Annotated in this window: 17 protein-coding genes; 7 read left to right on the top strand and 10 right to left on the bottom strand. The window is 55.2% G+C overall.

The features are described 5' to 3' along the window. Positions 1-59: 59 nt before the first annotated feature. On the bottom strand, positions 60-1,772 hold the full coding sequence (locus AC6T8Q_RS00865) for a polyprenyl synthetase family protein (RefSeq protein ID WP_500677289.1): 1,713 nt from the start codon (positions 1,770-1,772) through the stop codon (positions 60-62). Positions 1,773-1,907: 135 nt separating this feature from the next. Further along, a complete protein-coding gene (locus tag AC6T8Q_RS00860) occupies positions 1,908-3,881 on the bottom strand; it encodes a hypothetical protein (RefSeq protein WP_500677288.1) in 1,974 nt (657 codons plus the stop codon). 343 nt (positions 3,882-4,224) lie between these two features. Here AC6T8Q_RS00860 and AC6T8Q_RS00855 point away from each other — a divergent pair, with 343 nt between their 5' ends. From AC6T8Q_RS00855 to AC6T8Q_RS00840, 4 genes are all read left to right on the top strand, one after another. Beyond that, positions 4,225-5,922, top strand: a complete 1,698-nt coding sequence (locus tag AC6T8Q_RS00855) for a sodium:solute symporter family transporter (RefSeq protein WP_500677287.1) — start codon at positions 4,225-4,227, stop codon at positions 5,920-5,922. Between the two features lie 120 nt (positions 5,923-6,042). Further along, positions 6,043-7,398 carry a PQQ-binding-like beta-propeller repeat protein gene (locus AC6T8Q_RS00850; protein WP_500677286.1) on the top strand — a complete coding sequence of 452 codons (1,356 nt, stop codon included), beginning with the start codon at positions 6,043-6,045 and terminating at the stop codon, positions 7,396-7,398. Between the two features lie 103 nt (positions 7,399-7,501). Further along, positions 7,502-8,323 (top strand): hypothetical protein, encoded by an 822-nt coding sequence (locus AC6T8Q_RS00845; RefSeq protein WP_500677285.1) that lies wholly within the window; start codon positions 7,502-7,504, stop codon positions 8,321-8,323. Between the two features lie 16 nt (positions 8,324-8,339). Beyond that, entirely contained in the window at positions 8,340-8,930 is a 591-nt protein-coding gene (locus AC6T8Q_RS00840; protein WP_500677284.1) for a hypothetical protein, read from the top strand. 74 nt (positions 8,931-9,004) lie between these two features. Here AC6T8Q_RS00840 and AC6T8Q_RS00835 read toward each other — a convergent pair whose 3' ends face one another. The 5 genes from AC6T8Q_RS00835 to AC6T8Q_RS00815 all read right to left on the bottom strand — a co-directional run bounded on the left by AC6T8Q_RS00835 (position 9,005) and on the right by AC6T8Q_RS00815 (position 14,792). After that, on the bottom strand, positions 9,005-11,377 hold the full coding sequence (locus AC6T8Q_RS00835) for a M56 family metallopeptidase (RefSeq protein WP_500677357.1): 2,373 nt from the start codon (positions 11,375-11,377) through the stop codon (positions 9,005-9,007). After that, entirely contained in the window at positions 11,295-11,558 is a 264-nt protein-coding gene (locus AC6T8Q_RS00830; RefSeq protein WP_500677359.1) for a hypothetical protein, read from the bottom strand. Before AC6T8Q_RS00830 ends, AC6T8Q_RS00835 begins: the two co-directional genes overlap by 83 nt. A gap of 110 nt (positions 11,559-11,668) precedes the next feature. Next, positions 11,669-12,058, bottom strand: a complete 390-nt coding sequence (locus tag AC6T8Q_RS00825; protein WP_500677283.1) for a BlaI/MecI/CopY family transcriptional regulator — start codon at positions 12,056-12,058, stop codon at positions 11,669-11,671. Between the two features lie 141 nt (positions 12,059-12,199). After that, on the bottom strand, positions 12,200-13,495 hold the full coding sequence (locus AC6T8Q_RS00820) for an endonuclease/exonuclease/phosphatase family protein (RefSeq protein WP_500677282.1): 1,296 nt from the start codon (positions 13,493-13,495) through the stop codon (positions 12,200-12,202). A gap of 79 nt (positions 13,496-13,574) precedes the next feature. After that, positions 13,575-14,792, bottom strand: coding sequence for an endonuclease/exonuclease/phosphatase family protein (locus AC6T8Q_RS00815; protein WP_500677281.1), 1,218 nt, complete (start codon positions 14,790-14,792; stop codon positions 13,575-13,577). Between the two features lie 221 nt (positions 14,793-15,013). Here AC6T8Q_RS00815 and metH point away from each other — a divergent pair, with 221 nt between their 5' ends. Continuing rightward, complete coding sequence (gene metH, locus AC6T8Q_RS00810) at positions 15,014-18,712, top strand: methionine synthase (RefSeq protein ID WP_500677280.1); 3,699 nt, start codon at positions 15,014-15,016, stop codon at positions 18,710-18,712. 309 nt (positions 18,713-19,021) lie between these two features. Next, positions 19,022-19,594, top strand: a complete 573-nt coding sequence (locus AC6T8Q_RS00805) for a TetR/AcrR family transcriptional regulator (protein WP_500677279.1) — start codon at positions 19,022-19,024, stop codon at positions 19,592-19,594. Here AC6T8Q_RS00805 and msrA read toward each other — a convergent pair whose 3' ends face one another. Continuing rightward, positions 19,595-20,761, bottom strand: a complete 1,167-nt coding sequence (msrA, locus tag AC6T8Q_RS00800; RefSeq protein WP_500677278.1) for a peptide-methionine (S)-S-oxide reductase MsrA — start codon at positions 20,759-20,761, stop codon at positions 19,595-19,597. A 457-nt stretch (positions 20,762-21,218) separates the two neighbouring features. Between msrA and AC6T8Q_RS00795 the strand changes: the two genes are divergently transcribed. Then, a complete protein-coding gene (locus AC6T8Q_RS00795) occupies positions 21,219-21,557 on the top strand; it encodes an STAS domain-containing protein (protein ID WP_496922005.1) in 339 nt (112 codons plus the stop codon). 1,453 nt (positions 21,558-23,010) lie between these two features. Here AC6T8Q_RS00795 and AC6T8Q_RS00790 read toward each other — a convergent pair. Together AC6T8Q_RS00790 and AC6T8Q_RS00785 are read right to left on the bottom strand one after the other, a co-directional pair. Then, entirely contained in the window at positions 23,011-23,724 is a 714-nt protein-coding gene (locus tag AC6T8Q_RS00790) for a class I SAM-dependent methyltransferase (protein WP_500677277.1), read from the bottom strand. A gap of 33 nt (positions 23,725-23,757) precedes the next feature. After that, complete coding sequence (locus tag AC6T8Q_RS00785) at positions 23,758-25,239, bottom strand: endo-1,4-beta-xylanase (RefSeq protein WP_500677276.1); 1,482 nt, start codon at positions 25,237-25,239, stop codon at positions 23,758-23,760. Between the last annotated feature and the right edge of the window lie 5 nt (positions 25,240-25,244).

Raw genomic sequence — 25,244 nt, 5'->3', positions numbered from 1 at the left:
TAAATCCGTTAGCTAAATCAACGCCACGTCGATGCGAAATTGTCGTCGATGCGACGTTGTCACTGTGCCGTCGCACTCGGAAGTGCGGAAGCTCGGTCGAGCACGATTTCCAACAAGTAGTGCAACAATCGTTGCAAACTTTCGGGAGCAATCTGCCCGGCGATGGCTTCTGCTTGCGCTTGGTGAGCGCGCACCAAGTCGGCGGCTTTGTCAAATACGCCTGCCGACTGATAGAGTTCGCGCACGCGGAGGATTTTTTTCTCGGCATCGGCTTGAGATTCCGCGAGGCTTAGTAATTCCTCGTGAAATTCAGGAGATAATCCTTCCAAGGCCAAGGCCCAGAGCACGGTCGGCCGTCCCCCCAAGGTATCGAGCCCCACTCCGAGCTTGTTGTCCTGATCACCTTGCCAATCTTTCAAATCATTAAGTATCTGGAAGGCGATTCCCAGGTGCTCGCAGAATTGCTGGAGGGGCTTCTGTAAATTCTCCAACGAACCAGCACAGCGCAGTCCACTCAACAGCGCGGCTTCAAATGCCGGCGACGTTTTGAGCGAATAAATCTCTAAAGCTTCTTGCGGTGTCAGCTGCTTGTTACGCGCGTCCCGCCAGAGCAGTTCGGCCCCTTGGCCTTCGCTCAAACGCAAATGAGCATCGGACAAGATTTCAAGAATATCGCCCACGACTGCCGAGCCCAAGGCGGCCGATTCACGGGAAACCAAACTGTAGCCCAAGCCAATCATGTAGTCGCCGACGTTGATTGCCGTTGGCAAACCATGGGCACGATGCAGCGACGGCCGTCCATAACGAAAATCATCAGAGTCTTCGATGTCGTCATGCACGAGCGATGCTTTGTGAAAGCTTTCAATCGAAAGCGCGACCCTGCGCACCGCATCGGGTAGTGAGTCGGACTCGGTCAACGCATCGTAAGCGGCTAGCGTGATAAACGGCCGAGCGTACTTTCCCCCCAAGGCGAGAAAATCATGCGCGATGGTTTCCGTCGCGGCGAGTGGATCGAGGCCCGAAGCCCCTGCGCCGTTCACTTCGGCGAGGCTGGGACCGCTACGTTGCCGTGGCAACAAGCGGGCAAGTTCCACGGGTTCAAACAAGCTCCGCGCGGTTTGAAGTAACGTCCGATAGCGATTCGACGTGTTAGGCTGTTGCGCAGGGCCGACGTGGAGCATATCCTGCACCCAATCGGCGTCGAACATCGGTGGCTCATCGCTTGTGGAGAGCAAAGGTACGGCAAGCGCGGGCATACCCACGAGCAAAATCTTGTCGATCGCCTTTTCCAAAATGTCCAAACTGGCCACGCCAACAATCGCGTCGATCGTGCCGCTGAACAAGATTTCCATGATCGCGGTCGAGGACTCGGTGGTCGCAATGGTCAGGCCAAGTTGACTCGCTTGTGCGCGCAGCTCAGCAAACGACGTTTCCGAATCCGGCGGCAACAACAAGAGACGACGCTCGTGAGGCACGGCGGCAACTTGATCCCGCCAGAATTCGCTCGACAACACCACCATCGTCCAGCCGACATAACCTTCTGTTAATACGAGCTTGGCAAGGATCCGTCGGGCGTGAGTTTCCAGCAATTCCTTAGAGAGACCCGCTTGGTGGTCAATTTCTTGGGCAGCGGCCCAACATTCGCGGCGGATGAGACCCCGGATGCTCCGTTCGGCGGGGATCTCCTTGAGCAAACCGGGGCCACGGCTAGTAACGCCGTTTGATGCTGCTGAATTTTCCCGGTTCATGGTTTCCATCCGCGTACTCGCCACGATTGTCTCCTCTCCCAAGACAGCCACTCTCTCAAGACAAAATTGCGCTGGCGAGCTATCGGGAATGGCTCTGCCGAAAATGGGACCGGCAGGCCGAACATCTTGGCTTCCACAACCGGCCGAGACAACCCCGTTTTATGGATGGGTCGCGGCAGCCACCGCGGCGGGAACGCCCAACATGCGGCAAGCATTGCCGAGCGTGCGAACCGCGAGGGTCTGGGGAAGCAATTCGTCATAATACCATAATTTGGTGAGATAGAAACCGACAAGGGCCGGCTCCAAACGGGAGGTGTCAGCCGAGGCCTCGATCAGCCAACCGAGGCCATGTTCCACGCTACTTTTCACCGTGGGATTGCCATCGGCGAAGGGAAGTAAAGCATCCACCGCCACTGATGTTTCCTCAAGACTGCAGTTGGTTTCAACCTCGGTGTCGCGCTTGCGGCCATACCACGATTCGTTCGTCACGCGCTGAGCGACAGTCCCCCAGCCACCGACGGGATATTGCACCCCAGTGAGCCAGTTGATCGCCCGCTGGGCCATGTCGGTTTTGCCGGCCTGCATTTCGTTGAGGGTTTTCAAAACCTGGGCGGTCCCAATCACCGGGTTCGCTTCCTGCGGATGCAGTTCATTGCCAAACCACCGCGGCCACCAGCTACCTTCTTCGCGTTGTTCCTTCTCTAAAAACTCCAATCCCTTTTTTAAACCGATATCGATGCGGGCGATTAACGGATGGCTGGGCGATGTCGAACGCAAAAACTTGGCCCAGTTGTTGAGCGCATGCATGGTGAGCGAGGTCACGTCCGAGCAACTCGAATCGCCCGGCGTGCCTGTCCAACCGGTGCAGAAGATTGCCCAACCCCCATCGCGGTTTTGCAAATCCAACAACCACCGCGCGGCCTTTGTCGCGGCACCCGTGACTTCGCTCGTGCGGTGGCGAGGCCAGTGGTTATGCCAATCGGCCAGATTCATCAAGACGTTGGCCGTATCGCTGGCATTGGGAATCGCCCCCGCCGACTTCGACCAAGCCCAACCGCCCGGCGCTGTACCGGTGAAGGGATGTTGTTCTTTGTGTTGCCCGGCCAGCAGCCAAGTCAGCACCGCATCGGCTTGTTCCGAGGGCTCTGGAGTTGCGGACCAACTCATCGGCTGGAAATCGTCGTTGAGATTCCAACCCAGCGATCGTACAGCACGCGATGTGTCGGAAACTTCAAAGTTCGTGCAAGGAGCCCAACTGCCGTCGGACCGCACGTTTTCCAGCAGAAATTCAATTCCGCGACGGACGATGCGATGTTCATTGTGGCCGATGCTGGCCAGACACATCAGCACGAAGCTGGTGAGCGGAGTCGTTTCGGCGAAGCTGCCATCCGGTGCTTGTGCCGTGTTGAGCGTTGCGAAGCTCGGCTTCACGGCCCAACGCCGCAGCCAGCGCACAAAGATATTGCGATGCTGCATATAGTGGAATTTCGTTTGTCCCACGGCCACCAAGATTGGCAGAGTGTACGATGCCGACGACAGGCCCAACCGTTGTTGCCACTTCCGCGGGAAGCAGGCCCATTCAAATGGCAGCGACGGCACTTTGCGCCACGGCACCATTCCCGCGAGCGCGCAATTCGTGAGAATCGCCGCGGCAAACTGGCGGTCATGCGCGAACCGTTTTTTGAGCCCAGCCACGCCACCCTGTTTGTCGACGTACTCCTGCGCCTTTTGCAGCACGTTGGAATACTTCACAGGCACACCTGTCAGATTGAACGCCGCTTGCACCAACAGTGTGGCCGCAATGTTCGACCGACTGCGGTCGGTATCGCCCCAGCCGCCATCAGGGTTCTGGTGCTCGGCCAACCACCGCAAGCCCTTGGAGACCAACTCGGTCAGTTCGCTCCGAATCATCACGCCCGACAGCCAACTGTTTTCCAACATCGAATCGTCAGCAGGCGAATCGTCGACGTGCCGTTCCGCCAACACGAGCGCACTAATGGCTGTAGCCGTACACAACGGCGAACTGGCCAGTTGGCACGTCCAGTGGGGCTGCGAATGGCGTTGGGCTAACAATTGCCGTCGCGCGATAGAATGAGCAGCGGAAAGCTGATCAAGATCGACCTGAATTGACATACGAGCCGATTGGCTCCGGGGTTGGCAGGGCTGCCGGCACTCGGGCCGAGCAGATATCCATTTTAGGCAAGCTCCGCGGGGCTGTCGAGCAGCGTGAAACCCGCGAAGAAGGCCGTCCGGCGGTAAGAAACTGTTTACAGGTTGACCGGCAGTCTTGCGACTTTGGGGAGAAACGCCAGGAGTTGATGTCCGTTCTCGCAAAGTCTCTACCACGGGTAGTTGGCTCCTCTCGCATCAACTGATAGCTGTTGCTATTCTGGGAAGACTTTTCAGTACTTTTCGTTCCTTAGTGGATCATTCCGTTTCCTGTTTGGGCCCCGTCTCCAGTTTGGGTTATGTCCGCATGAATCAACTCGACTATATCGTCTTTATTGGCTACCTGGTTGGCGTCTCGGCCTACGGCGTTTGGGTTTACAAGCGGAAACAGAAGTCGGAGCAATCCACCACCGACTTTTTCCTGGCCGAAGGGGCCCTCACCTGGTGGGCTATCGGCGCCTCGCTCATCGCGTCGAATATCTCCGCGGAGCAATTCATCGGCATGTCGGGGCAGGGCTTTACGCTCGGCATCGCCATCGCGGCTTACGAATGGATCGCGGCCATCTCGCTGATCATCGTGGCGGTGTTCTTCATGCCGATCTATTTGCAGAACAAAATCTTCACGATGCCCCAGTTCCTGAAGATGCGCTACAACGACACGGTCGCTGTCATCATGACCTTCTTCTGGTTGTTCCTGTACATCATCGTAAATCTGACCTCGATTTTGTACTTAGGCGCGCTCGCCATTAGCAACTTGCTCGATGGAAATGCCAGCTTGCAAACTGTGATCGTCGCGATCGCTATCTTTGCCACGATCATCACCATCGGCGGCATGAAGGTGATTGGCTACACCGACGTGATCCAAGTCGTCGTGTTGATCATTGGTGGTTTGGCGACCACTTACTTGGCCCTCACGCTGGTGAGCGAACAGTTCGACATGGGCAAAGACGCCATCCAAGGCTTCAAGCTTTTGATGTCGAATGCCTCGGATCATTTTAAATTAATGTTCCCCAAGCCAGGTCCGGAGACCCCGCAGTTTGAAATCGATAGATATCGGGCACTCCCCGGCATTGCGATGTTCACCATCGGCGGCATGTGGGTGGCGAACCTCAATTACTGGGGCTGCAATCAATACATCACGCAGCGTGCCTTGGGCGCAGATCTGAAAACGGCTCGCACCGGCATTCTGTTCGCTGGCTTTCTCAAGCTTCTCATGCCGGTGATCGTGATGTTGCCGGGCATTGCCGCCTATGTGATTCATAAAGAAGGCGGTTTGCAGACGGAAATGGTCAACGCCGAAGGCAAAGTCATGGCCGACAACGCCTACTCGGCAATCCTGACGTTCCTGCCCAACGGCTTGAAAGGCCTTTCGATGGCCGCCCTCACCGCGGCGATCGTGGCTTCGCTGGCTGGTAAGGCCAACAGTATTTCAACGATTTTCACGCTCGATATCTACAAAAAGTTTGTTAAACCCGAATCCACCGAAAAGCATTTGGTTTGGGTGGGCCGGCTAGCGATTGTCGCGTCGATGTTGATTGCGATCGCTCTCACCTGGAACGACACGCTCAACATTGGCGGTGAAGGGGGCTTCACGTTCATCCAAAAGTACACCGGCTACATCAGCCCGGGCGTGTTCGCCATCTTTTTGCTCGGCATGTTCTGGAAGCGTACCACGGGCACCGCAGCCATCGTCGGCGTGCTGTCGGGTTTCCTCCTGTCGGTCTTCTTCAACGAGAAGGCGCCTGAGTGGTGGGGCACCGAAACATTTCTCTACACGGCGTATCCCACCGGCGACGGCGGCTACGAGATTCCGTTCCTCAACTGTATGGGACTGGCATTCTGGATTACCGTCGCGTTGATGGTCGTCATCAGCCTGTTTGGCCCGAAAGACAATCCCAAGGCCTTTGAGGTCGATAAGAGTATGTTCCGCGTCAGTCCTCAAATCATGGCGATGATCGTGGCACTGCTGGCAATCCTGAGCGTGATTTACGTGAAGTTCTGGTAATACGCGACCGAATTGCGAGATTTCCACGTTCCAACGGCTTCCCACCTGAATTGATGGTTCGATAGAATTTTGTTTATCGTTCCACCATGCGCACCTTGCGCTTCTCAGGGAGGTCCTATGATGAACTTGCGAGCCTTGTCGCTCTTTGCCGTTGTATTGTTGTGTGCCGTTCCGTCTTTTGCGGCTGACTGGCCCCGCTTTCGTGGGCCCAATGGCTCGGGCGTTTCTCCCGACGATGCCCCCACTCCAGCCACATGGTCCGACCAGCAAAACCTAAAGTGGAGCATCGATCTCCCCGGGCCAGGTTCGTCCTGCCCAATCGTCGTAGGAGATAAAGTCTTTGTGACCTGCTGGAGTGGCTACGGTCTGAGTCGCGAAGAACCAGGCGATCAATCGCAACTCAAGCGGCATCTCGTTTGTGTGAATCGTGCCGACGGCAAAATCCTGTGGGATCAAGTCGTTGATCCCTATCTGCCCGAAGACAACTACGGCGGCATGTTCGCCGAGCATGGCTACACATCGCACACCCCCGTCTCCGATGGCGAAAAAGTCTTCGCCTTCTTCGGCAAGACGGGCGTGGTCGCGTTTGACATGGATGGCAAGAAGCTCTGGCAGACAAGCGTCGGCACCGAGTCCGACCCGCGCGACTGGGGTTCGGCTTCGAGCCCGATCCTGTATGAGAATCTCGTGATCGTTCCCGCAAACGCCGAAAGCCATGCGCTGGTTGCGCTCGACAAGGAAACGGGCAAAGAAGTTTGGAAACAAGAAGCCCAAGGCTTCGAAGGAACCTGGGGCTCGCCGATCCTCGTGAATTCCGAAGATGGCAAAAAAGAAATCGTCATGGCCGTGCCTGGCGAGATTTGGGGATTCAAACCCGATACCGGCAAGCTCGCTTGGTATGCGACCGTCGGCGAAGGCGATGCATGCAGCACGAGCGTGATCCCCGGCGAAGGCATCGCTTATTTAGTCGGTGGCCGTGACGGCGGCACCTCCGCGGTCAAAGCGGGCGGCACGGGGGACGTCACTGACAAGAACATTTTGTGGACCAGCAACGCACGAGGGGGCATTGGAACTCCCGTCCTCCACGAAGGCAAAATCTATTCGGTTAGTCGCGATGTGATCACTTGCCTTGACGCAACCAGTGGGGAAGAGCTTTTCAAGCAGCGTTTGGAAGCGCCCCCAGAACCAGAAGCGGCTGAAGAAAAGCCGGCTGAAGGGGAGGGCGGCGGACGTGGTGGCCGCGGTGGCGGATTTATGAACCAAAGCTATTCGTCGCCGGTCGTGGCCGATGGCAAGCTCTACTTTGTGACCCGTGCGGGATTGATTTACGTGTTCGAGCTGGGTGACGAAATCAAGCAAATCGCCGTCAACCGCTTTGGCACCGACGAAGCCGACTTTTCGGCAAGCCCAGCCATCAGCAACGGCGAAATCTTCATTCGATCCAGCAAAAAGCTCTACTGCGTGGACAAAAAGTAAGTCAGCCGCTCGCGGCTTAGCGGAGAAAACCCTTGCTCCCCCGGCTGGAATTGGTAGAGTTGCCCTAAGTTGGTGACGTTTGCCAACCTCCGGGGAAAATGGGATGGCGGATTCTCAAGACGCGACCGAAATCGATCCGCGCAAAGCGCTCGCCCAGCGGTACATGCAAAAAGCGCATGCCGAGCTGGTGGCGAAAGAAGAAAAACGCCCGACGGCACCACGCCGCGATGCTGCGTCGCCGCACGTTAATGTCAGGGCGCTCGTGCCGCGGGTCACTTCGGCGACCTACTTGCACTTTCTTTTGCTCTTGCCGCTGATCACCTTCACATCGCTCGTGCTGTTGTGGTGCTACGTGCTTGTGAATTTCAGTCTGATGGTCGGCCGCGTTGTCCTCATTCCGACGGGGATACTCACTTTTATTACCGCCTCGTATGCCTCGGCCTATTACTTGGGGCTCATCGAATCCACTTCGCACGGCGAAACGACCCCGGAAGAAGCCTTGCGCGGCACGTGGCAAGATTGGTTCTGGATGTTGCCCTCGACAGTCGGCATCCTCGCCGCGTCGGCTGGGATTGGCTATTTTGTCAGCCTCCCCTTTGAAGGGTCGCGGTGGCAAATCGTCGGTTGGGCCACGGTCGCGCTCTATCCTTTCTTGCAGTTATCAAGCCTCGAAACAGGCGCACCATTTTCCTTGTTCTCTTGGCCGGTCATGAAAACACTGCTGACGCGGCCGTTGATGTGGATCACGGTGTATGCCATTACGTTTGGACTAGTGAGCATGTTGATCACAGCATTTCATGCGGCGTGGCGCGATCCACCGTATCTAACTGCCGCGGTGATGGGGCCCTTGATTACGTTGTGCTTATTGATCTACGGGGTGCTACTCGGCACAGCCGCGCGTTGGATGAGTCTGAAAAGTTGTTAACGCAGGGAGATTCTTTATGCGTTGTTATCAAACATGGTCTTTGGCTTTGGTTTCACTTCTTTTGATCGCCGGTTGTTCCGAAACAGTAAAGATTCCCACCGCGTATGTGCCGTTCAACGTCAAGGACGGCACGTTCGCCTGCCAGGCTCCCGAGGGTTGGGAGAACAAAGGAGGCGGAGGGAAGGGGGGACCCGTCTGGGCCAAGTTTGCCTCGGGCCCCGCACTGATTGAAATCAAGGCGAGTGCCACGGGTTCGCTCTTGAGCGATGCGATGGGTGGCACGCCCCCCGAAGGTTTGCCGCCGGAGCTCGAACCGGTGCATCAAATTCACGTGGGCGGTCTCAAAGAAGCCCAAGAAAAATTCACCGAGTACACCGAAATTTCGCCGAGTCCCAACGTGATCGAATGCCAACTCGGCCCCGCGCGGAGCACCGAGTTCACCTCCAAAACAGCCTTTGGCGGCACGCTCCACGGCTACCGCGGCACGATCATCGGCCACGAGAAGGGTCTGACCATTTACTGCACGTGCCCCGAAGCCGATTGGCAGGCGCTAAAACCAACGTTCGAGAAAGTGTTCGTCACGATGGAACGCGGCACGCCGGAGTAAGGTTGACCCCAGCCGGACCGCCACGCCGGTCCGGGATATTCCCGGATCGCGTGGCGATCCGGCTAGAAAGTGTCTTATTTGCTAACAGCTGGCGGCGGTCGATCAAACACCGCGTCTTCGTAGGCGGCATTACGCTGCGATGGAACAGAGGTTTCTATTTCACCGGAACCACTGACCTTAACCATAGGTATTGTGATATCGAGAATATTACCTTCATAGACTTGGTAGGCAGGATGCGATGACAAATCCTCTATGTGGCGAATATTAGCGAAGAGCGAATCTCTATACTTTGTTTGCTCATCACTTCCCAGTAGGCTGACAAGAAAATGATATTTGCCAGCTGGAACTTGCTGTTCACCGACGCCTGTTGTGGAAAACTCCACTAGGTTATTTGTGAATAACTTCTTCTGACTTTCTGACTGCAAATGAGGAACAACAAAAGCTTTTACTCTGTTCGCAAATCGGAGCGGTTTGTTTGTGTTTGCATCGACGAGTTGAATGCGAACCCGGCCACCACGCGTCATCACTATGTCGTCGAGTTGAATTAGACTCTTATCATTAACGTCGATTTCAACCCCAGGAGCGAACCAACCCTCAGCTTTGAAATTTACTTGATATTTTCCATCCTTAAGTGTTTCAATCCGATAGATACCTTCGGACTTTGTTTTCAATGTCGTGGTATTTGGATTGGTAACACCTGACACGATTACTTCTACACCAATCGCAGGTTTTTTGGGTCCTGCTTCTTCTTGCTGATAGACTCGGCCCGTCACTAATTTCCCGGTTCGTAACGTGACATCTAATTCGCCGGGTATTTTTGCAATTTTTACATGATGATCAGCAAACTTAGGGTGGGTGACAAACATATATTGCTGCCAGGGAAGGAAATTAGGAAAACGTGGATCCGATTGAAATTTCTTGCCAAACTTTTCGCCAATTTCATGTTTATACCGTTCCTTAGCCTGAGCCTCGTCGTACTTTCCCAAATTGCCAAGGGTATATTTTCCTTCCTCATTTGTTACTGCCGTGTTTACTTGCAGTGCCGGGATTCCACCAATTTTTGGAAAGAGAAAGACGCGTACTTCTGCACCAACAACGGGCTTGCCTTCTTCGTCGACGATTCGACCGTGTAAAGATTCGACTGGCGGCATCCGCCAAGCGCACATCATCCCTCGTTGAGCAATCTGAACATCAGTCGCATTGACCGCATTCGTTACTCGACCCGCCTTACTTCCTACTACTGCAAACATTCTCTTACTGTCGACTGGAAAGTACTGACTTCCTAACCCCGCTGGAAACTGTTTATTAATATTAACAACGTCAGCGAAACTGAATCTCCCTTCTGAGTCCGAAAGAGTGGATAAAGTCTTAACATACTGTTGTTCATTGGAATCAACTGGTGATTCATACAAATCAATCAAAACGCCCTCTATCGGACGATTGTTTTCATCAAGACAAAGACCGACGATCAAGTTCGGTCGTAGTGAATTGACAAGTTTTTTGAATATCTTAGTGTCTTGCTGAGGCTTTGCCTTGGCGGACCGCGTTGCAGCCTGTGACAAATCTTCTTCTGTTTCCGCCGGCGTTAGCGTCACCAACGACAGACCAATCGCAAGTCCACCCAACACAGCCACTGTTCCCAATCGCCATTTCCGCGAGCAGCTTTGCAGGATCGTGAGCTTGTCGTCGAGCAGCAGTTTTATTCGCTGCGTCAACTGCGACGGCTTTTCCCACAGCCCGACCGATGACACCAGCCGTGGCACGCGCGTGGTGACTGCCGAGCGGGCGAGCGCCACCAATTGCTCGGCATAGGTGGTCCGCGTCGTGAGTTCGGCCGCGGCCATGTCGGCCAGGATTTCTTGGTCGTGCCGCACGCGCGAACGCATCAACCAAAACAGCGGGTGCGGCCACAGCAGAATCGTTAACAGTCGCAATAGCGCTAGCAGCCACAGATCGCGATTCTCGACGTGGGCCAGCTCGTGAGCCAACACGCTCCGCAGTTCCGTGGGGTTCGCCCGCGATAGGAGCGTCTGCGGCAACAAAATCATCGGCCGGCGCAAACTCAACGCCACGGGAACCGGCAGGTCGGTGTGCGTTCGGAGTTGAACCGATGGCTGGGAAGGGAAATCCGCGAGCAGATCGGCGACATGCTGCGGAACCGCTTGGGCCCGAGCCCGCAACCTCCGTACTTGCCAGGCACCGAGTATCAACCAAACAGCAACAATGACCGATCCCGTCGAGAGAACCAAGGTGGCGAGCAATCGCCAGTCCATGGTCAAGATCCGTGCTGCGGGAATAATTTGTGAATCAACTGGAGCCGCAACAATTTGAGGAGGACTTTCGATCGCGGTGTTGAGGACAGGTTCAATCACCACGTTCCCCACAGGCTCCGGCAGGGCAGGGGAGACGAGCGAGTAACGCGACCAATTCGGCACCGCGGTCAGCATCAGCAACAGCAGCAAACCGCCAGCCATCGCCCAGGCCAATGCCATCCGCCGCGCGGGCTGAGCGATCAAAAAACTCGCCACTCCGGTCGCCAAGAGCAGTCCCGACGCAAGCAAATAGAAATCCCACAACCACCGCGATATATCGAGCGAGTTCATGATTGGATTCCCCAGTCAGATTCATAGCGGGTTATATAGCCGCGAAAAGCACGAAAAGACGCAAAAATGAAACTGCATCTCAAATTCTTTGTGTCTTTTTGTGTTTCTCGTGGCCAATCTTAAATAAACGGCTCACTACTTCTTTGGCTTGTTTTTTTGCCGCTGCTCCGCGAGGAGTTGTTCCAGTTGATCGATCTCTTGCGTGCTGATTTTTCGTTTGCCGAGGGCATGCACGAGGTATTCATCGAGCGCGCCGTCAAACACACGATCTAGAAAGCCCGTGGCCAGTTGGCGAAGAGTTCGTTCGCGTTCGATGGCTGGCAGATAGATATAGGCCTTGCCGACGCTGCGATGTGTGACCAGCCCTTTCTGTTCCATCACCTGTAACAACGACAGCACGGTGGTGTAAGCCAGTTTTTCACCACCGGCATTGAGCGCATCGCAAACGTCGCGCACCGTTCCCTCGCCGCGGTCCCAAAGGACTTTCAAGGCTTCAAGTTCGCGTTCCGTGGGCGTTTCGGACATAAAAGTCTCCAGCTATAGTAATCTACTGCCTAACCAGTAGGTACGCCCGTGATTCTACTGGTTGACCAGTAGATGTCAAGAAAGATTTTGCAGAGGCGAGCCAGAAGCGTAAGCGCCTGGAGTTGCGACTGATGTTTCTCACTAAGCCGCGAGCGGCCGACGGCGGCTTAGCGGCGCGACAATCACAGCCAATAGAACGAGCGCGAAACCGGTCGGCTCGGGCACGGCGGCAAATTCCGGTGCATTAGTAGCAACCTGCCGTTGCCACACGAGAAAATCGCGGCCATCGACATCGCCGTCCCCGTCGGCATCGCCCATCGTGCGTGTTGCTCCGGTTGCCATACCGTAAGAGTTTTGCCAAATCGCTAGGTCAGCGGCATCGACAGTGCGGCTGAAATTGAAGTCGCTTTCGGCAAAATCAAAAATCCTAAAATCCACAACTAAAGGCAAGTGATCGAAATTGATCGAGGAAGTCCCCTGCGACGTGTCAAATTGTTGCAGGCCAGTCGCCGCTTGCTGTGCGGGGGTCATGCTCACGGTGTTGAGGACAAATTTTGTCCCCACATCAAGCGCGGAGTCCGAATAGAGCACGAAATCAAGTTGCCCTGGATCGAAATTGGAATTGTCATCCCGCCAAGTATAAAAATCACTGCCCGCCCCGTTGTGAACAGGCCGCGCGTCGGTGATGTTTGAATTGTCCCAATCAGGCGGTGCGTCACTTCCATAGGTGGACTGATCGATGATATTTCCGTCTAACAGTGTGTTAAGCGGTTGCAGTCCGCCTACCATGTTCAGGTCACCCACAACAGCAAAGGGAGTACCTGGTGTGAGATTCACCGATCCGCCGGGGTTCTTGGTATCTCTGATCCAATTGACGATTGCGTCGGATTGCTTCTGTCGCAAGGCGTCTTCTGATCCGCCGGGGTTGCCACAGCACTTAAAATGATTATTCATCACATAAAAATCGGTCGGATAAACATCATTCGGCAAGTCGACCAAAGCAATCGCCTGTGATCGTTCACCAATCGGCAAAGTATTGTTTCGTGTCATGGAAAGCGGATATTTACTAGCGATGACGTTGTCACCCCCTTTGTAAACATTCCAGGAACCGCCGCCTGGCAAAGGCGAGATACTATTGAGAAGATTGCGCACATCGGTCCCATTGCGAGGAGTCCACCCTGGCGTAAATGGATCGCCGATCTCTTGGAGATTAAGAATGTCGGGCTTCAATGCATTCACGACTCGCGAAAACTTGGCGGCCTTCACCGCGTCTCGTTCTGGAAAAATGGAGTCCCAAAGCACGTTGTAAGACACCACCCGCAAGTCGTCAGCAAGCTGCCGGTCTATAAATGTGCCGGTCTGCCCCTGAGTGGAAACACCGGCTCCAAGCCAAATGTCAAAGACGGCAAGGGAAACAACAATCCACGACTGTCTCATATGCGGCATCTCCATTTAGGTAAGATGCGCACATTCTAGCGTTCAAACCTGAACTACTCTAGACAATTCGCATTACAGCTTAGGTGCGACGAGAAATACGGCCAAAAACGAGTGCCGTAAAGAGAAAAAGCGACAGGGTTGCCGGCTCAGGCACGGCGGCAAATTCCGGTGCGCTAGCAGCAACCTGCTGTTGCCACACGAGAAAATCGCGGCCATCGACGTCGCCGTCGCCGTTGGCATCGCCCATCAGACGCGTTGCCCCAGTCTTCATGCCGTAAGAATTTTGCCAGATCGCCAAATCAGTGTCGTCCACCAAGCGGTCGTAGTTGAAATCAGCCTCGGCGAAATCAAACAGACGAAAATCAACCACAACGGGTAGGTGGTCGAAATATGTTGACGAATTTCCCTGTGCTGTGTCGTACTGCAGTAAGCCTGTGGCCGTGCGATCGGTACTGGTCATACTAACAGTGTTGAGCACGAACTTGTTGCCAGCGTCGAGCGCGCTGTCGGAATAGATGATGTAATCAAGGCGGCTCGTCGAGCCACTCGAGCGCCACGTGTAATTTGTCGACCCCGTGCCATTGTGCACTGGGGCAGCATCTGTGATTGAGGTTCCATCCCAATCAGGCGGCGAATCGACGCCGTAGCGTGCCTCGTTGCTGATGTTGCCGGTGAGCAGAGTATCGAGTGGACCTGGACCTCCCACGAGGTTGAGGTCACCAACAACAGCGAAGGGAGTGCCAGGTGCTAGATTGACTGATCCTCCTGGGTTGCGAGCATCCCGAAGCCAGGCGACATTCGCATCGGACTGTTGCTGGCGGCGCAGATCTTCCGAACTGCCATTGCTACCGCAACATTTGTAGTGATTGTTCATAACATAAAAATCGCTGGGAAACTGGTCGTCCGGCAGATTGACCAATCCGATGGCCATGCCCAAGTCACCTGAGGGACTTGTGGAGTTCCGCGTCATGGTGATGGGATACTTGCTGGCTAGCACGCTGTCGCCACTGCTACCCTTATAAACATTCCACGATGCGCCGCCGGGAAGAGGTGAAACAGAATTCAGCAAGTCGCGAACGTCATTGCCATTCTTGGGAATCCATCCCGAAGTGAACGGATCGCCAATTTCTTGCAGGTTGAGAATGTCGGGATTAATTGCATCCATCACCCGATCGAATTTGGCTGCCTTCACGGGATCCCTGTCGGGAAAGATCGAATCCCACAGGATGTTGTAGCTCATCATCCGCAGATCGCTGGAGAGCTGCCGGTCAATAAACGTCCCGGTCTGAGCGTTCAAGGACAAGCTGCCCAAGAAGCACACCAATCCGACCATAACCCGACACATACAGTTCGTCAGTGAACCTGATCTGATCAACACCATTCTGTTCCTATAGATCTATAGATAAAGCGGTAGCAAAGCGGTGGCCCGACTGCATTGTAACCGGAAACCGCATTTGCGATACTTATAGGTTCGATTCACGAAATTAATCCCCCCTAATTTGCGATAATCCACAGAACATGCCGCACCGCGATAGTACTGCCACGCTCGAAAACCTGCTTGAAGACCGCATCCTGATCCTCGACGGCGCGATGGGGACCCAAATCCAAGCCCTGGGGCTGGATGAAAATGCCATCCGGAGTGAACGCTTTTCAGGTCATGATCGTGACCTCAAGAATTTCGCCGATATTCTCTGCCTGACCCGAGCCGCCGACATCACCGAGATTCACCGCCGGTATCTCGCTGCGGGGGCCGACATTGTCGAAACCAATACCTTCGGCGCCAGCCCCGTGGGGATGGAAGAATTCAACCTGCCGCTGTCGCTGGTTGAAGAAATCAACTTCGCAGCCGTGGCTTGCGCCCGTAAGGCCTGCGACGAGTTCACCGAACGCGATCCCTCGAAGCCGCGTTTCGTGGCGGGATCGATTGGCCCCACAACCAAACAAACGGCGATCAGCACCAAAGTCGACGACCCCAGCTATCGCGGCGTGACGTTCCAAGAAATGGAATCCTCATATTACGCTCAGGTGGCCGCGCTGATCGAAGCGGGTGTCGATATTCTCCTGCCTGAAACGGTCATCGACACGCTGAACCTCAAAGCCTGCCTGTTCGCCATCGACCGCTATATTGCGGAGACGGGTCATCGCGTGCCGGTGATGATCTCCGGCACGTTCGACAAGGGGGGGGCAACGTTTGTTTCTGGACAGGACGTCGAGGCCTTCTGGACCGCCGTCTCGCACTTTCCCGTGTTGTCGGTCGGAATGAATTGCGCGCTTGGGCCCGAGCTAATGCGGCCCCACTTGGAAACACTGCAACAGATTTCCCCCGCGCGGATTAGTTGCCATCCCAACGCGGGTCTGCCCAACGAAATGGGGCACTACGACCTTGGTCCCGCGGCGATGGCCAATTTGATTGGTGAGTTCGCCGATCAGGGTTGGCTCAACATTGTCGGTGGTTGCTGCGGCACTTCGCCCGATCACATCGCGGCGATCAGCGAGCGCTTGCGCAAAGTCGCCCCGCATAAACCCTCGCGCATCGAACCGCTGTTTCGTTTGAGCGGCACGCGGCCGATGGCACTCCGGCCCGAAACCAATTTCCTGATGATCGGTGAGCGGACCAACGTCACGGGGTCGAAGAAATTTGCCCGCTTGGTCAGGGAAGAGCAATACGAAGAAGCCATCGAAATCGCCCGCGGCCAAATCGAAGGCGGGGCTAACGTCATCGACATCAATCTGGATGAAGGCCTGCTCGATAGCGAAGCCGTGATGACGAAGTATCTGCGGCTCATCGCTGGCGAAAACGACATCGCCGCTGTCCCCGTGATGGTCGACAGCAGCAAATGGACGGTGCTGGAAACCGGCTTGCAGGCGATCCAGGGCAAACCGATCGTCAACTCGATCAGCATGAAAGATGGCGAAGCCGAGTTCCTGCGCCGGGCACAGTTGTGTCGTCGCTATGGCGCGGCCGTCGTAGTGATGGCCTTCGATGAACAAGGCCAGGCCGCCGACGAAGAAAGCAAAGTTCGCATATGCCAGCGGGCTTATAAACTGCTGACCGAGAAAATACAGTTCCCACCCGAAGATATTGTCTTCGATCCGAATATCCTCACCGTGGCCACCGGAATTGAAGAACACAACAACTACGCCGTCGACTTTATCAACGCCACACGGCGCATCAAGGAAACTTGTCCCGGCGTGCATGTCTCGGGGGGCGTGTCGAATGTGTCGTTCTCCTTCCGCGGCAATGACATTGTCCGCGAGGCGATTCACTCGGTGTTCTTATACCACGCCGTGCAGGCGGGTCTCGACATGGGCATCGTCAACGCCGGGCAACTGGCGGTGTACGAAGATATCGAACCCAAGCTCAAAGAGTTGGTCGAAGACGTGATCCTCAATCGTCGTCCCGATGCCACGGAACGGCTCGTCGAGCATGCCGAGACGGTTAAGGGTAAATCTGGCGAAGCCATCGTGGCCGACGAAGAATGGCGTTCGGGTCCCGTCGAAGAACGTTTGAAGCACGCGATCCTCAAGGGCATCGTCAAACACATCGACGAAGATACGGAAGAAGCCCGACAAAAATATGAGACTTGCCTGCAAATTATCGAAGGCCCGATGATGGACGGCATGAGCGTGGTTGGCGATCTATTCGGGGCGGGGAAAATGTTCTTGCCCCAGGTCGTGAAAAGCGCCCGCGTGATGAAAAAAGCCGTGGCGTATCTCATGCCGTTTATGGAAGCCGAAAAAGAAGCCGCGGGAACCGTGGGCCAAGCGCGGGCGAAGATTTTGCTCGCCACCGTCAAAGGCGACGTTCACGACATTGGCAAGAACATCGTCGGCGTGGTGCTCGGCTGCAACAACTTCGAGGTGGTCGATCTCGGCGTGATGGTGCCGTGTGAAAAGATTCTCGAAGCGGCCAAGGCGGAGAACGTCGACATCATTGGCTTGTCGGGTTTGATCACGCCGAGCCTCGATGAAATGGTACACGTCGCCAAGGAAATGCGTCGCACAGGTTTTGTGAAGCCGCTGCTGATTGGCGGAGCCACAACAAGTGCCAAACACACGGCGGTGAGAATCGCCCCCAATTACGAACACTGCGTCGCGCATGTGCTCGATGCTTCGCGCTCGGTGGGCGTGGTCGAAAAACTGATCAGCGCCGACAACAAGCCGTTGTTTGAAACCGAGAATCGCAAGTTACAAGAGCAGCTGGTTGCCTCGTACAACCAACGGCAAGCGGTCGCGCTGTTGCCCTATGCCGATGCCCAAGCCAAACGCTTTACATGCGATTGGTCGACCATCGATCTCCCCACGCCGGCCTTCACGGGCACAAAAGTTCTGGACAATTTTTCGCTTACCACGCTTCGCGAATACATCGATTGGTCGCCCTTTTTTCAAACGTGGGAACTTAAAGGCAAGTTCCCGCGCATTTTTGAAGACGAACACGTTGGCGCGGAAGCCAAGCGTTTGTTTGATGATGCCCAGCAATTGCTCGATCAAATCATCAATGAGAAATCGCTCACCGCGCGCGGCGTTTACGGTTTTTGGCCAGCGGCTAGCGACGGTGAAGACATCGCGCTCTTCACCGACGAATCACGCACGAAGGAATTGTGCCGCTTCCACGGCTTGCGTCAGCAATGGGAACGCAAAGGCCAGGACACGTATTATTCGCTCTCCGATTTTGTCGCGCCGCTCTCCAGCGGACGCAAAGATTATCTGGGAGCATTCGCCGTTACCACCGGCCTTGGGTGCGACGAACTCGCCGCCAAATTCCAAGCCGATCACGACGACTTCAATTCGATCATGGTGAAGGCCCTGGCCGATCGCATGGCCGAAGCGTTTGCCGAGTACCTGCACCAACAAGCCCGCAGCGATTGGAGCTTTGGCAAGAACGAAAACTTATCGAACATCGATTTGATCGACGAAAAGTACCGCGGCATTCGTCCGGCGCCCGGCTATCCCGCGCAGCCGGACCATACCGAGAAGCGCACCTTGTTCAATTTGCTCGATGCCGAAAAAGTCACCGGCATTACGCTCACCGAGCATTATGCGATGCATCCCGCGGCCAGCGTGAGCGGGCTTTATTTCGCTCACCCGCAAGCGCGCTACTTCGCCGTCGACCGCATCTCGGCAGAGCAAGTGGCCGATTATGCGCGGCGCAAGGGAATGACCATCGCTGAAATCGAGCGTTGGCTGGCCCCCAACTTGGGTTATGAACCAAGTTAGCTGCATGTGGTTGAGCGCACTTCAATCTGCCTATTAGAGTCGCAGCGCATACTCAGCCTGATCGCTTGCGCGTGACTTATCGCTGCAACTGGCACTGCTAAACGGCACGCTTGGCTTAATCGCACTCTGTAGGCGCGTGCGTATTTCTTATCTTCGTGAAATCTGTCGTCGCGCGGTGTCACATAACTGAGCACACGTCGCTATGCCTGTTGACTTTCAGTCAATGGTCACTCGCGTTGTAGAGATTATGGTTCATACTATTCTATTCCCTGCCAGATGGGGGGTGATTCACAAGCAATCAAGGACGTCATGTCTTCACAAGAGCGTTTACTCGATGCGGGCCTCGAGCTCTTCCATCGCCATGGGATTCATCCCGTGGGCCTGGATCGCATTCTGTCACACGCGGGCGTGACCAAGACGACTTTCTATAAGTATTTTGAAACGAAAGAAGCCTTCGTTTGCGCCGTGCTTGATGTGTTTGCCACACAGCTGATGAAGCAAATCGATGCGCTGCCGAGCGGTCCAGAAGACGCCGAGTTCAAAGAGCAACTCTTGGGCATCTTCGGCGTCTGGGACAATCTGCAATACGACAAAACATTCCGTGGTTGCTTGCTGATTGCCGCGGGAGTGGCCAGCGGCGATCCCCACGACCCGGCTCGCAAGACGGCCATACTCAATAAGCGCCGCGTGCTGGATATTATCGAGCAAACGGCCAAGCAGGCAAAAATCAACGAACCTGCTCGCTTCGCCGCGCGGCTGGGTGCGCTGCTCGATAGTTCGCTCATCGCCCGACAGCTTTACGGCGATCAACTCGAGGCCGAAGAAACTCTGCAAATGGCCGAGGAATTGATCGCCGCAGCTTTGTTGGAACGCGATAACTGATTACGGCGTTTCGACGGGCGCTTCCGACTCATCGGCGAGCTTTTCTTTCGCCTGCTTTTCAAGCTTGTCGGGATCACCCTTCTTGAAATCCAGCGCCGCCGAGTTGATGCAGTAACGCAAGCCCGTTGGGTTGGGACCGTCGTCGAACACGTGCCCTAAATGAGCATCGCACCGCGAGCAACGCACCTCGGTGCGCAGGCCCATGCCGTGACTGCGGTCTTCGACCTCGCTGACATGCTCATTATCGGTCGGTTTGTAAAAGCTGGGCCAACCCGTGCCGGAATCAAACTTGGTCGACGACGTAAACAAAGGCATGCCGCAACGCACGCACTTGTACATGCCGGGCGCTTTGTTGTTCCAATACTCATTATCGAACGGACGTTCCGTGCCGAATTGGCAAGTGACCTGATATTGCTCAGGAGTAAGCTTCTCCTTCCAATTGATTTTGCTGAAATCAGTGTCGGCGGGCATCGGTTCTTCCAACTCTTCCGTTTTTAACTTGTCGGCAAACACCTGGCGGAACTTGTCGAGCTTCGGCTGCAACACAAACCGGCAGTAAGGGACTTCGGGATTCAAGTCGTAATAATCCTGGTGGTAGTCCTCGGCCGGATAAAACGCCTCGAACTTTGTGATCTCTGTAACGACTGGAGCGCCGTAAGCGCCCGACTCGTCGAGCTTCTGCAAATACTTCTCAGCGAGTTCTTTTTGCTCGTCGTTGTGATAGAAGACGACCGACCGATATTGGGTGCCAACGTCGTTGCCCTGTTGATTAAGCGTCGTGGGGTCGTGCGTCTTCCAAAAGACTTCGAGCAACTCCTTGAACGTGATCTTCTTCGGGTCGTATTCAATCTGAATCACTTCCGCGTGACCCGTGCGGCCGCTGCCGACTTGTTGATAGGTCGGATTCTTGCGCGCACCGCCGCTATAGCCCGACTCCACGCTGTACACACCTTTCAGCTCTTTGAAAAAGGCTTCGGTACACCAAAAACAACCGCCTCCGAAGGTGGCTTGCTCGAGGTTTGCAGGCTTGGAATCGTTCATTTTTTTCTTCTCCGTACGGGTGGGTGGCTCGGCATGTATGGCGGGCAACAGCGCGGCAACCACGCCGCACGCTAGCCCAGCGACCAACAGAAAGCGAAACATTTGGCCTAAATACTTCATCTGCATCTCAAGCCTCCAATGTGGCCGCCGCAGGGCCGTGTTCTAGAGGATGCGGCACTCATAATTATTGACGCCCGAGGTTAAGGTCCTGTTACAGAATCCGCGAACCATGGGGCGATTTTAACGAACTCTCGCTGCAAAATCACCTGTCGACTAAAAATCGCAGTCAGAAGCTGGCCATTCAAGCAGCGACGGACCTTCCCCGTTCAGTCCAAGATTTCCCCAGCTAGCAATACGCCGCTCACTGTCCTTTGGTTCTTGTGAAATCGGAAATTCGAAGCGGTCGGGTTTTTCCCACCGTTTGTTTCTGTCGTTTTCGCAAGTACTCTTGTAGCTGGCCTCTGAGTCGGCGTAAGATGCGCTTGGAGGAGCATGTTAGGCAAATTCTTTTCTCGCCGCGTCGTGGCTGCCGTAGGCGGCTCTTCCTGGTAGCCACGGACATGGCATAAAGGTGGGTATTCCCATGAAAATCGATCGAGGGCCCGATTGGTTGATCGTCGCGTTGCATCCGACCGACGAACCGTACGACAACATCGCCGACCGCATGTGGGCACTGCTGAATCAGCACTTCGTCTATCGGCTGGTCTTGGAGATGGAGTATGTCGACTTCCTGCCCAGCCAACTGATGGGACAGCTCGTCATGCTGCATAAGCGCGTGCTCAAGCACGGCGGAGCATTGCGGCTTTGTGGCTTGTCGCCCGAATGCGTCGACGCGCTGCACATCTGCCGGCTGGACCAGGCGCTGCCCCATTTCATGACGCGCGAAGAAGCCGTCCGCGGCCAAGAACTCGCGCGGGTGTGAGGACGGTCAAACCGCCAATCGTATCGGATGTTAGCCGCGAAGCAACGCGTTGCGCGTGTGCGCAACGACTGTGTGGACTTGTTCTGGGTGCGCGTGTTAATCATCGCAAAACCAAGCATCAACATCAGCGTTACAGAAGTTGGTTCTGGTATGGCACGGTAAAGAAAAACTCCAGGCAAGGGCGTCAATTGCACTGTATCAAAACCGTCAATCCACAGACCGGCCCCAGGTGTAGTGTAATTCGCTCCAAACTTGGCATTCAATAACACTTCAAGTTGGGGTCTATAAAGCTCATCAAGTAATCCTATGGCTGCCCTCGTGCCATTGGGAAGTTCAACGGTCAAGCTAAGCAACTGACCCAAGCCTAACCCAGGAATCTCGTTTATGGCCAAGTTCGTTGTTGAAGTGTCAATCCCTCCGGACTGCGCCAAAGCAATTGCATCATCTCGTTTGGCCACCGTGAATCCTTCAAACAATCCCCCAGGGACAAGCTCAGCCACAACACTTTGATAACGATCATTGAGGGAGACACCTGGGAACTGCTGCAACAGAGTCTGGCTCAGATCGAGCCATTCCCGCTTATTGACCGTATCGTAGGTCAGCAGGCCGTCGCCGGCGCTTTTCCAGTCGCGCGAAATCACCGCCGCCGACAAATAATGAGAAGACAGGCCAGAGAAGGCCCAGAAACAGAATAATAGGGTGCGCGTCATAATTCTCCTTGCTTTCCCCCAGGGCGATAGTAGCCATTTCGGGAACCGCTTGTCAATAAAAAATTCTTCAAGAATTGACTGGAAGTGCACCATACGATCCGACCTCACAGAGGTCAGCCACAGAAGCAGGACTGTGGACTGTAGGACTGTAAGCACAACTAAATGATTTCATTCCGCATTCCGAAATCCGCACTCCGCAATCAACTCCCCTCCGTGTTCTCCGTGACTCCGTGGTGTAATATCTTCACCCCGGCCAATAATTGTTGTGGCCAATCGTCTACCAATCGCGATAATGGTGCTCGCCCTTCAGTAGGCATGCTCTTTGAAAACCGAAAACCGTGGACTCTGATTTGGAACGCGCTGAAGCAAATGTTTCGACCAAAAGTCGACTCGTTTTGTAACGTGCGAATTTCGCAAGGGCTTGAACATACAGCACTTGCGATATCGACAAGTGACAAAACCCAAGACTTTCGGCGCGAAAGTTAGGACCCCGGCGCTCGCGCGAAAAGTCGAGCTTTGCGTGCTCAGGGAGTTGCAAACCACGCAAACCTGGCCAAGCTGGCAAAACTGAAGAGAGGTTTTTGTAGGCCGGAACAAGCGGTGCGCAGTTCCGGCATGGCTTACTTAATACGTATTCTGTGCCGGAACTGCGCGGAGCTTGTTCCGGCCTACTCCTAACACATGTACATGCCGTGTGGATGTGGAGGCTAGATTCTTTCCGCCTCCGGCGGACCTAGGCTCCCTCAGAAAGACTTAGACTTCACAAAGACCCAACCGGCGAAGAATTTGTTTTCAATAAGCGTCTCGCTCAATTGAAAGCCGGCCGACGCGACCTTGTCGAGCAGCCATGATTTTGTCTCGGGAAAGTCCGACGTGCGGACATGCTCAACACCGCGAGCGCGTTGCTCGGGGGTGAGGGCAGTCCAGCCGTCCGACATCGCCTGGGTCAAACGGGTGATGTAAGCCTCGCGGTTTTCGTCGTCGTTGCGCACCGCGTCGATCCAGATGAACGCGTCACCCGGCGCGAGGATCCGTCGAACTTCGTCGATGAGTTGCAGTTTTTCGTTCGTCGCGAAGTGATGCAGCGAATAACTGCCGAGCACAACATTGGCTGATGCCGCAGGCTGTTGAGCAAGCACGTCGGCGAGATTGCCGCAAACGAGATCGACCTTGCCGGGCCAAATGGTCAGATTGCCGCGGGCACGCTCAATGGAGGACTCCGACAGATCGACGCCGAGATAGTGTTCGACGTTCGCGGTACGAAACCCATGACTCGCAAGCCAGGCATCGCTGCAACCGAGATCAACGATCCGCAGCGGCTTGCCAAACTTGGTCGCCCACGTGCCGAGTGCGGTCACGAGTTCCGCGTGGTTCATGTAATCGCTGTTGACGATGGTTTCGTACATCGCCCACTGCTCGAAAACTTCCTTGACGCGATTGAGATCAGGAGCGGCCATAAAAAAGAACAGGAAGGATTATTCAGTAACCAATTACAACAACGACTTGCGCAGATCGCGCATCAGATCAAGCGTCGGTTTGGGTTCGTTCTTGGCATCGAACAACCCGGCGTTTGGAAATTCATGCGGTTCGCCATCGGTCAGCTGATTCCACAACACGACCTGCACGGCCGAACGGGCGAGCAGCATCGGCAACACCGTGCCGGCCCAATGCCGCTGCGGATCCTGATCGGTGTCGTTCATCCCGGCGGGCAAGCTCACTTCAATGTTCTTGCGCGCGGCGGGGTCGCGCGACGTAGCGCTCGCCGTGGAAATGGAGGCCATCAACGGCAAGCCCCACATGCTCCATTGATCGAGCAGTCGTCCCCATTCAAACGTGGGACGATGAACGCTGCCACCGGGATCGAAACCCGCATTAATTTCTAGGGCAAACCCCGAGATGCCCAAATCGGCACGCACCAGTGCGTCGGCATAGTGCGACGGGGCAAGATCGTCGCCCTTGCCACCGAGATATTCGGCCCAAGGTTGATCGAACGAAACCACGGTCGGCGTGCGCGGATCGATCCGCCGCACGAGATCGAGGGCATGGGCCACCAAATGCAATTTTTGTTCTTCTTCCAGCGACAACACTTTGCCGGTGTTGACTCGCGAAGCGACTTGCCACAAATGGACCCGGCCAGCGTAACGAGTCACAACCGACCGCACATGATCGAGAAACAGCTTCATCAAATTATCGAAATCGCCGTCCCACAAGACGAGCCAATCGGGAATGCCGCGATCATCCATCTGCAACAACGGCCCGGCGGAGACTTTCAATCCCGCTTGCTGACACCAGGCGAGTTGCTCGTCGGTCTGTTTCCAGTTGCGTTTGCCTTCGCGTTGTTCGATCGCACGCCAGGCAATCGGAATTTGAATGATGTTACAAGCTTCGACCAACTTGCGGCGCATTTCGACGCTGGGAAGTTTGGGACCCAGCGTCACACCCATCAATGTCGAAACGGGGGTTTGCTGCATCCGCGATGCCGTGGCTTGCCGCGAATAGACACCCACCATTTCCTCGGACATCCGCAAGGCTTGCGCGATCGCCGTGTTGGCATGCTCTGCGGCGTCAACGAGATTGTTCTGCATCGTGGCTGCCCGCGCGAAATTCCGCGTGGCCAGCTGCAACTGCTGATTGAGATCGTCGGGGGTGGTCATCCCCAACCATTCCCAAATGAACAGCCGATTGCGAATTCGCTGCACCAGACCCCGCGCAAGTTCCACTTCGAGCACGTAGGGCTGCTGTCGCTCCATGAGCGTCGCCGTGGCGAGAAAACTTTGACCTTGGCCGTCAACCAACCAGGGGACGAAGACGCATCCCGAGTCGTTGACCGTGCGTTCGACGACAAGTTCGGCACCCTGCCAGCGGGCCCGGGTGGACCAAGGGATTTCCTCGGCCCCGGCCACGTAAATTCGATCCAAGCTACCCTTGGGAATACGACTCTGGTCATGCACTCGAAATCGCATTTGTCCCATGAGTT

This window comes from Bythopirellula sp. (assembly GCF_041737835.1).
In the GTDB taxonomy this organism is placed as follows: Bacteria; Planctomycetota; Planctomycetia; order Pirellulales; family Lacipirellulaceae; genus Bythopirellula.
This window is presented reverse-complemented; position numbering and strand designations above follow the sequence as displayed.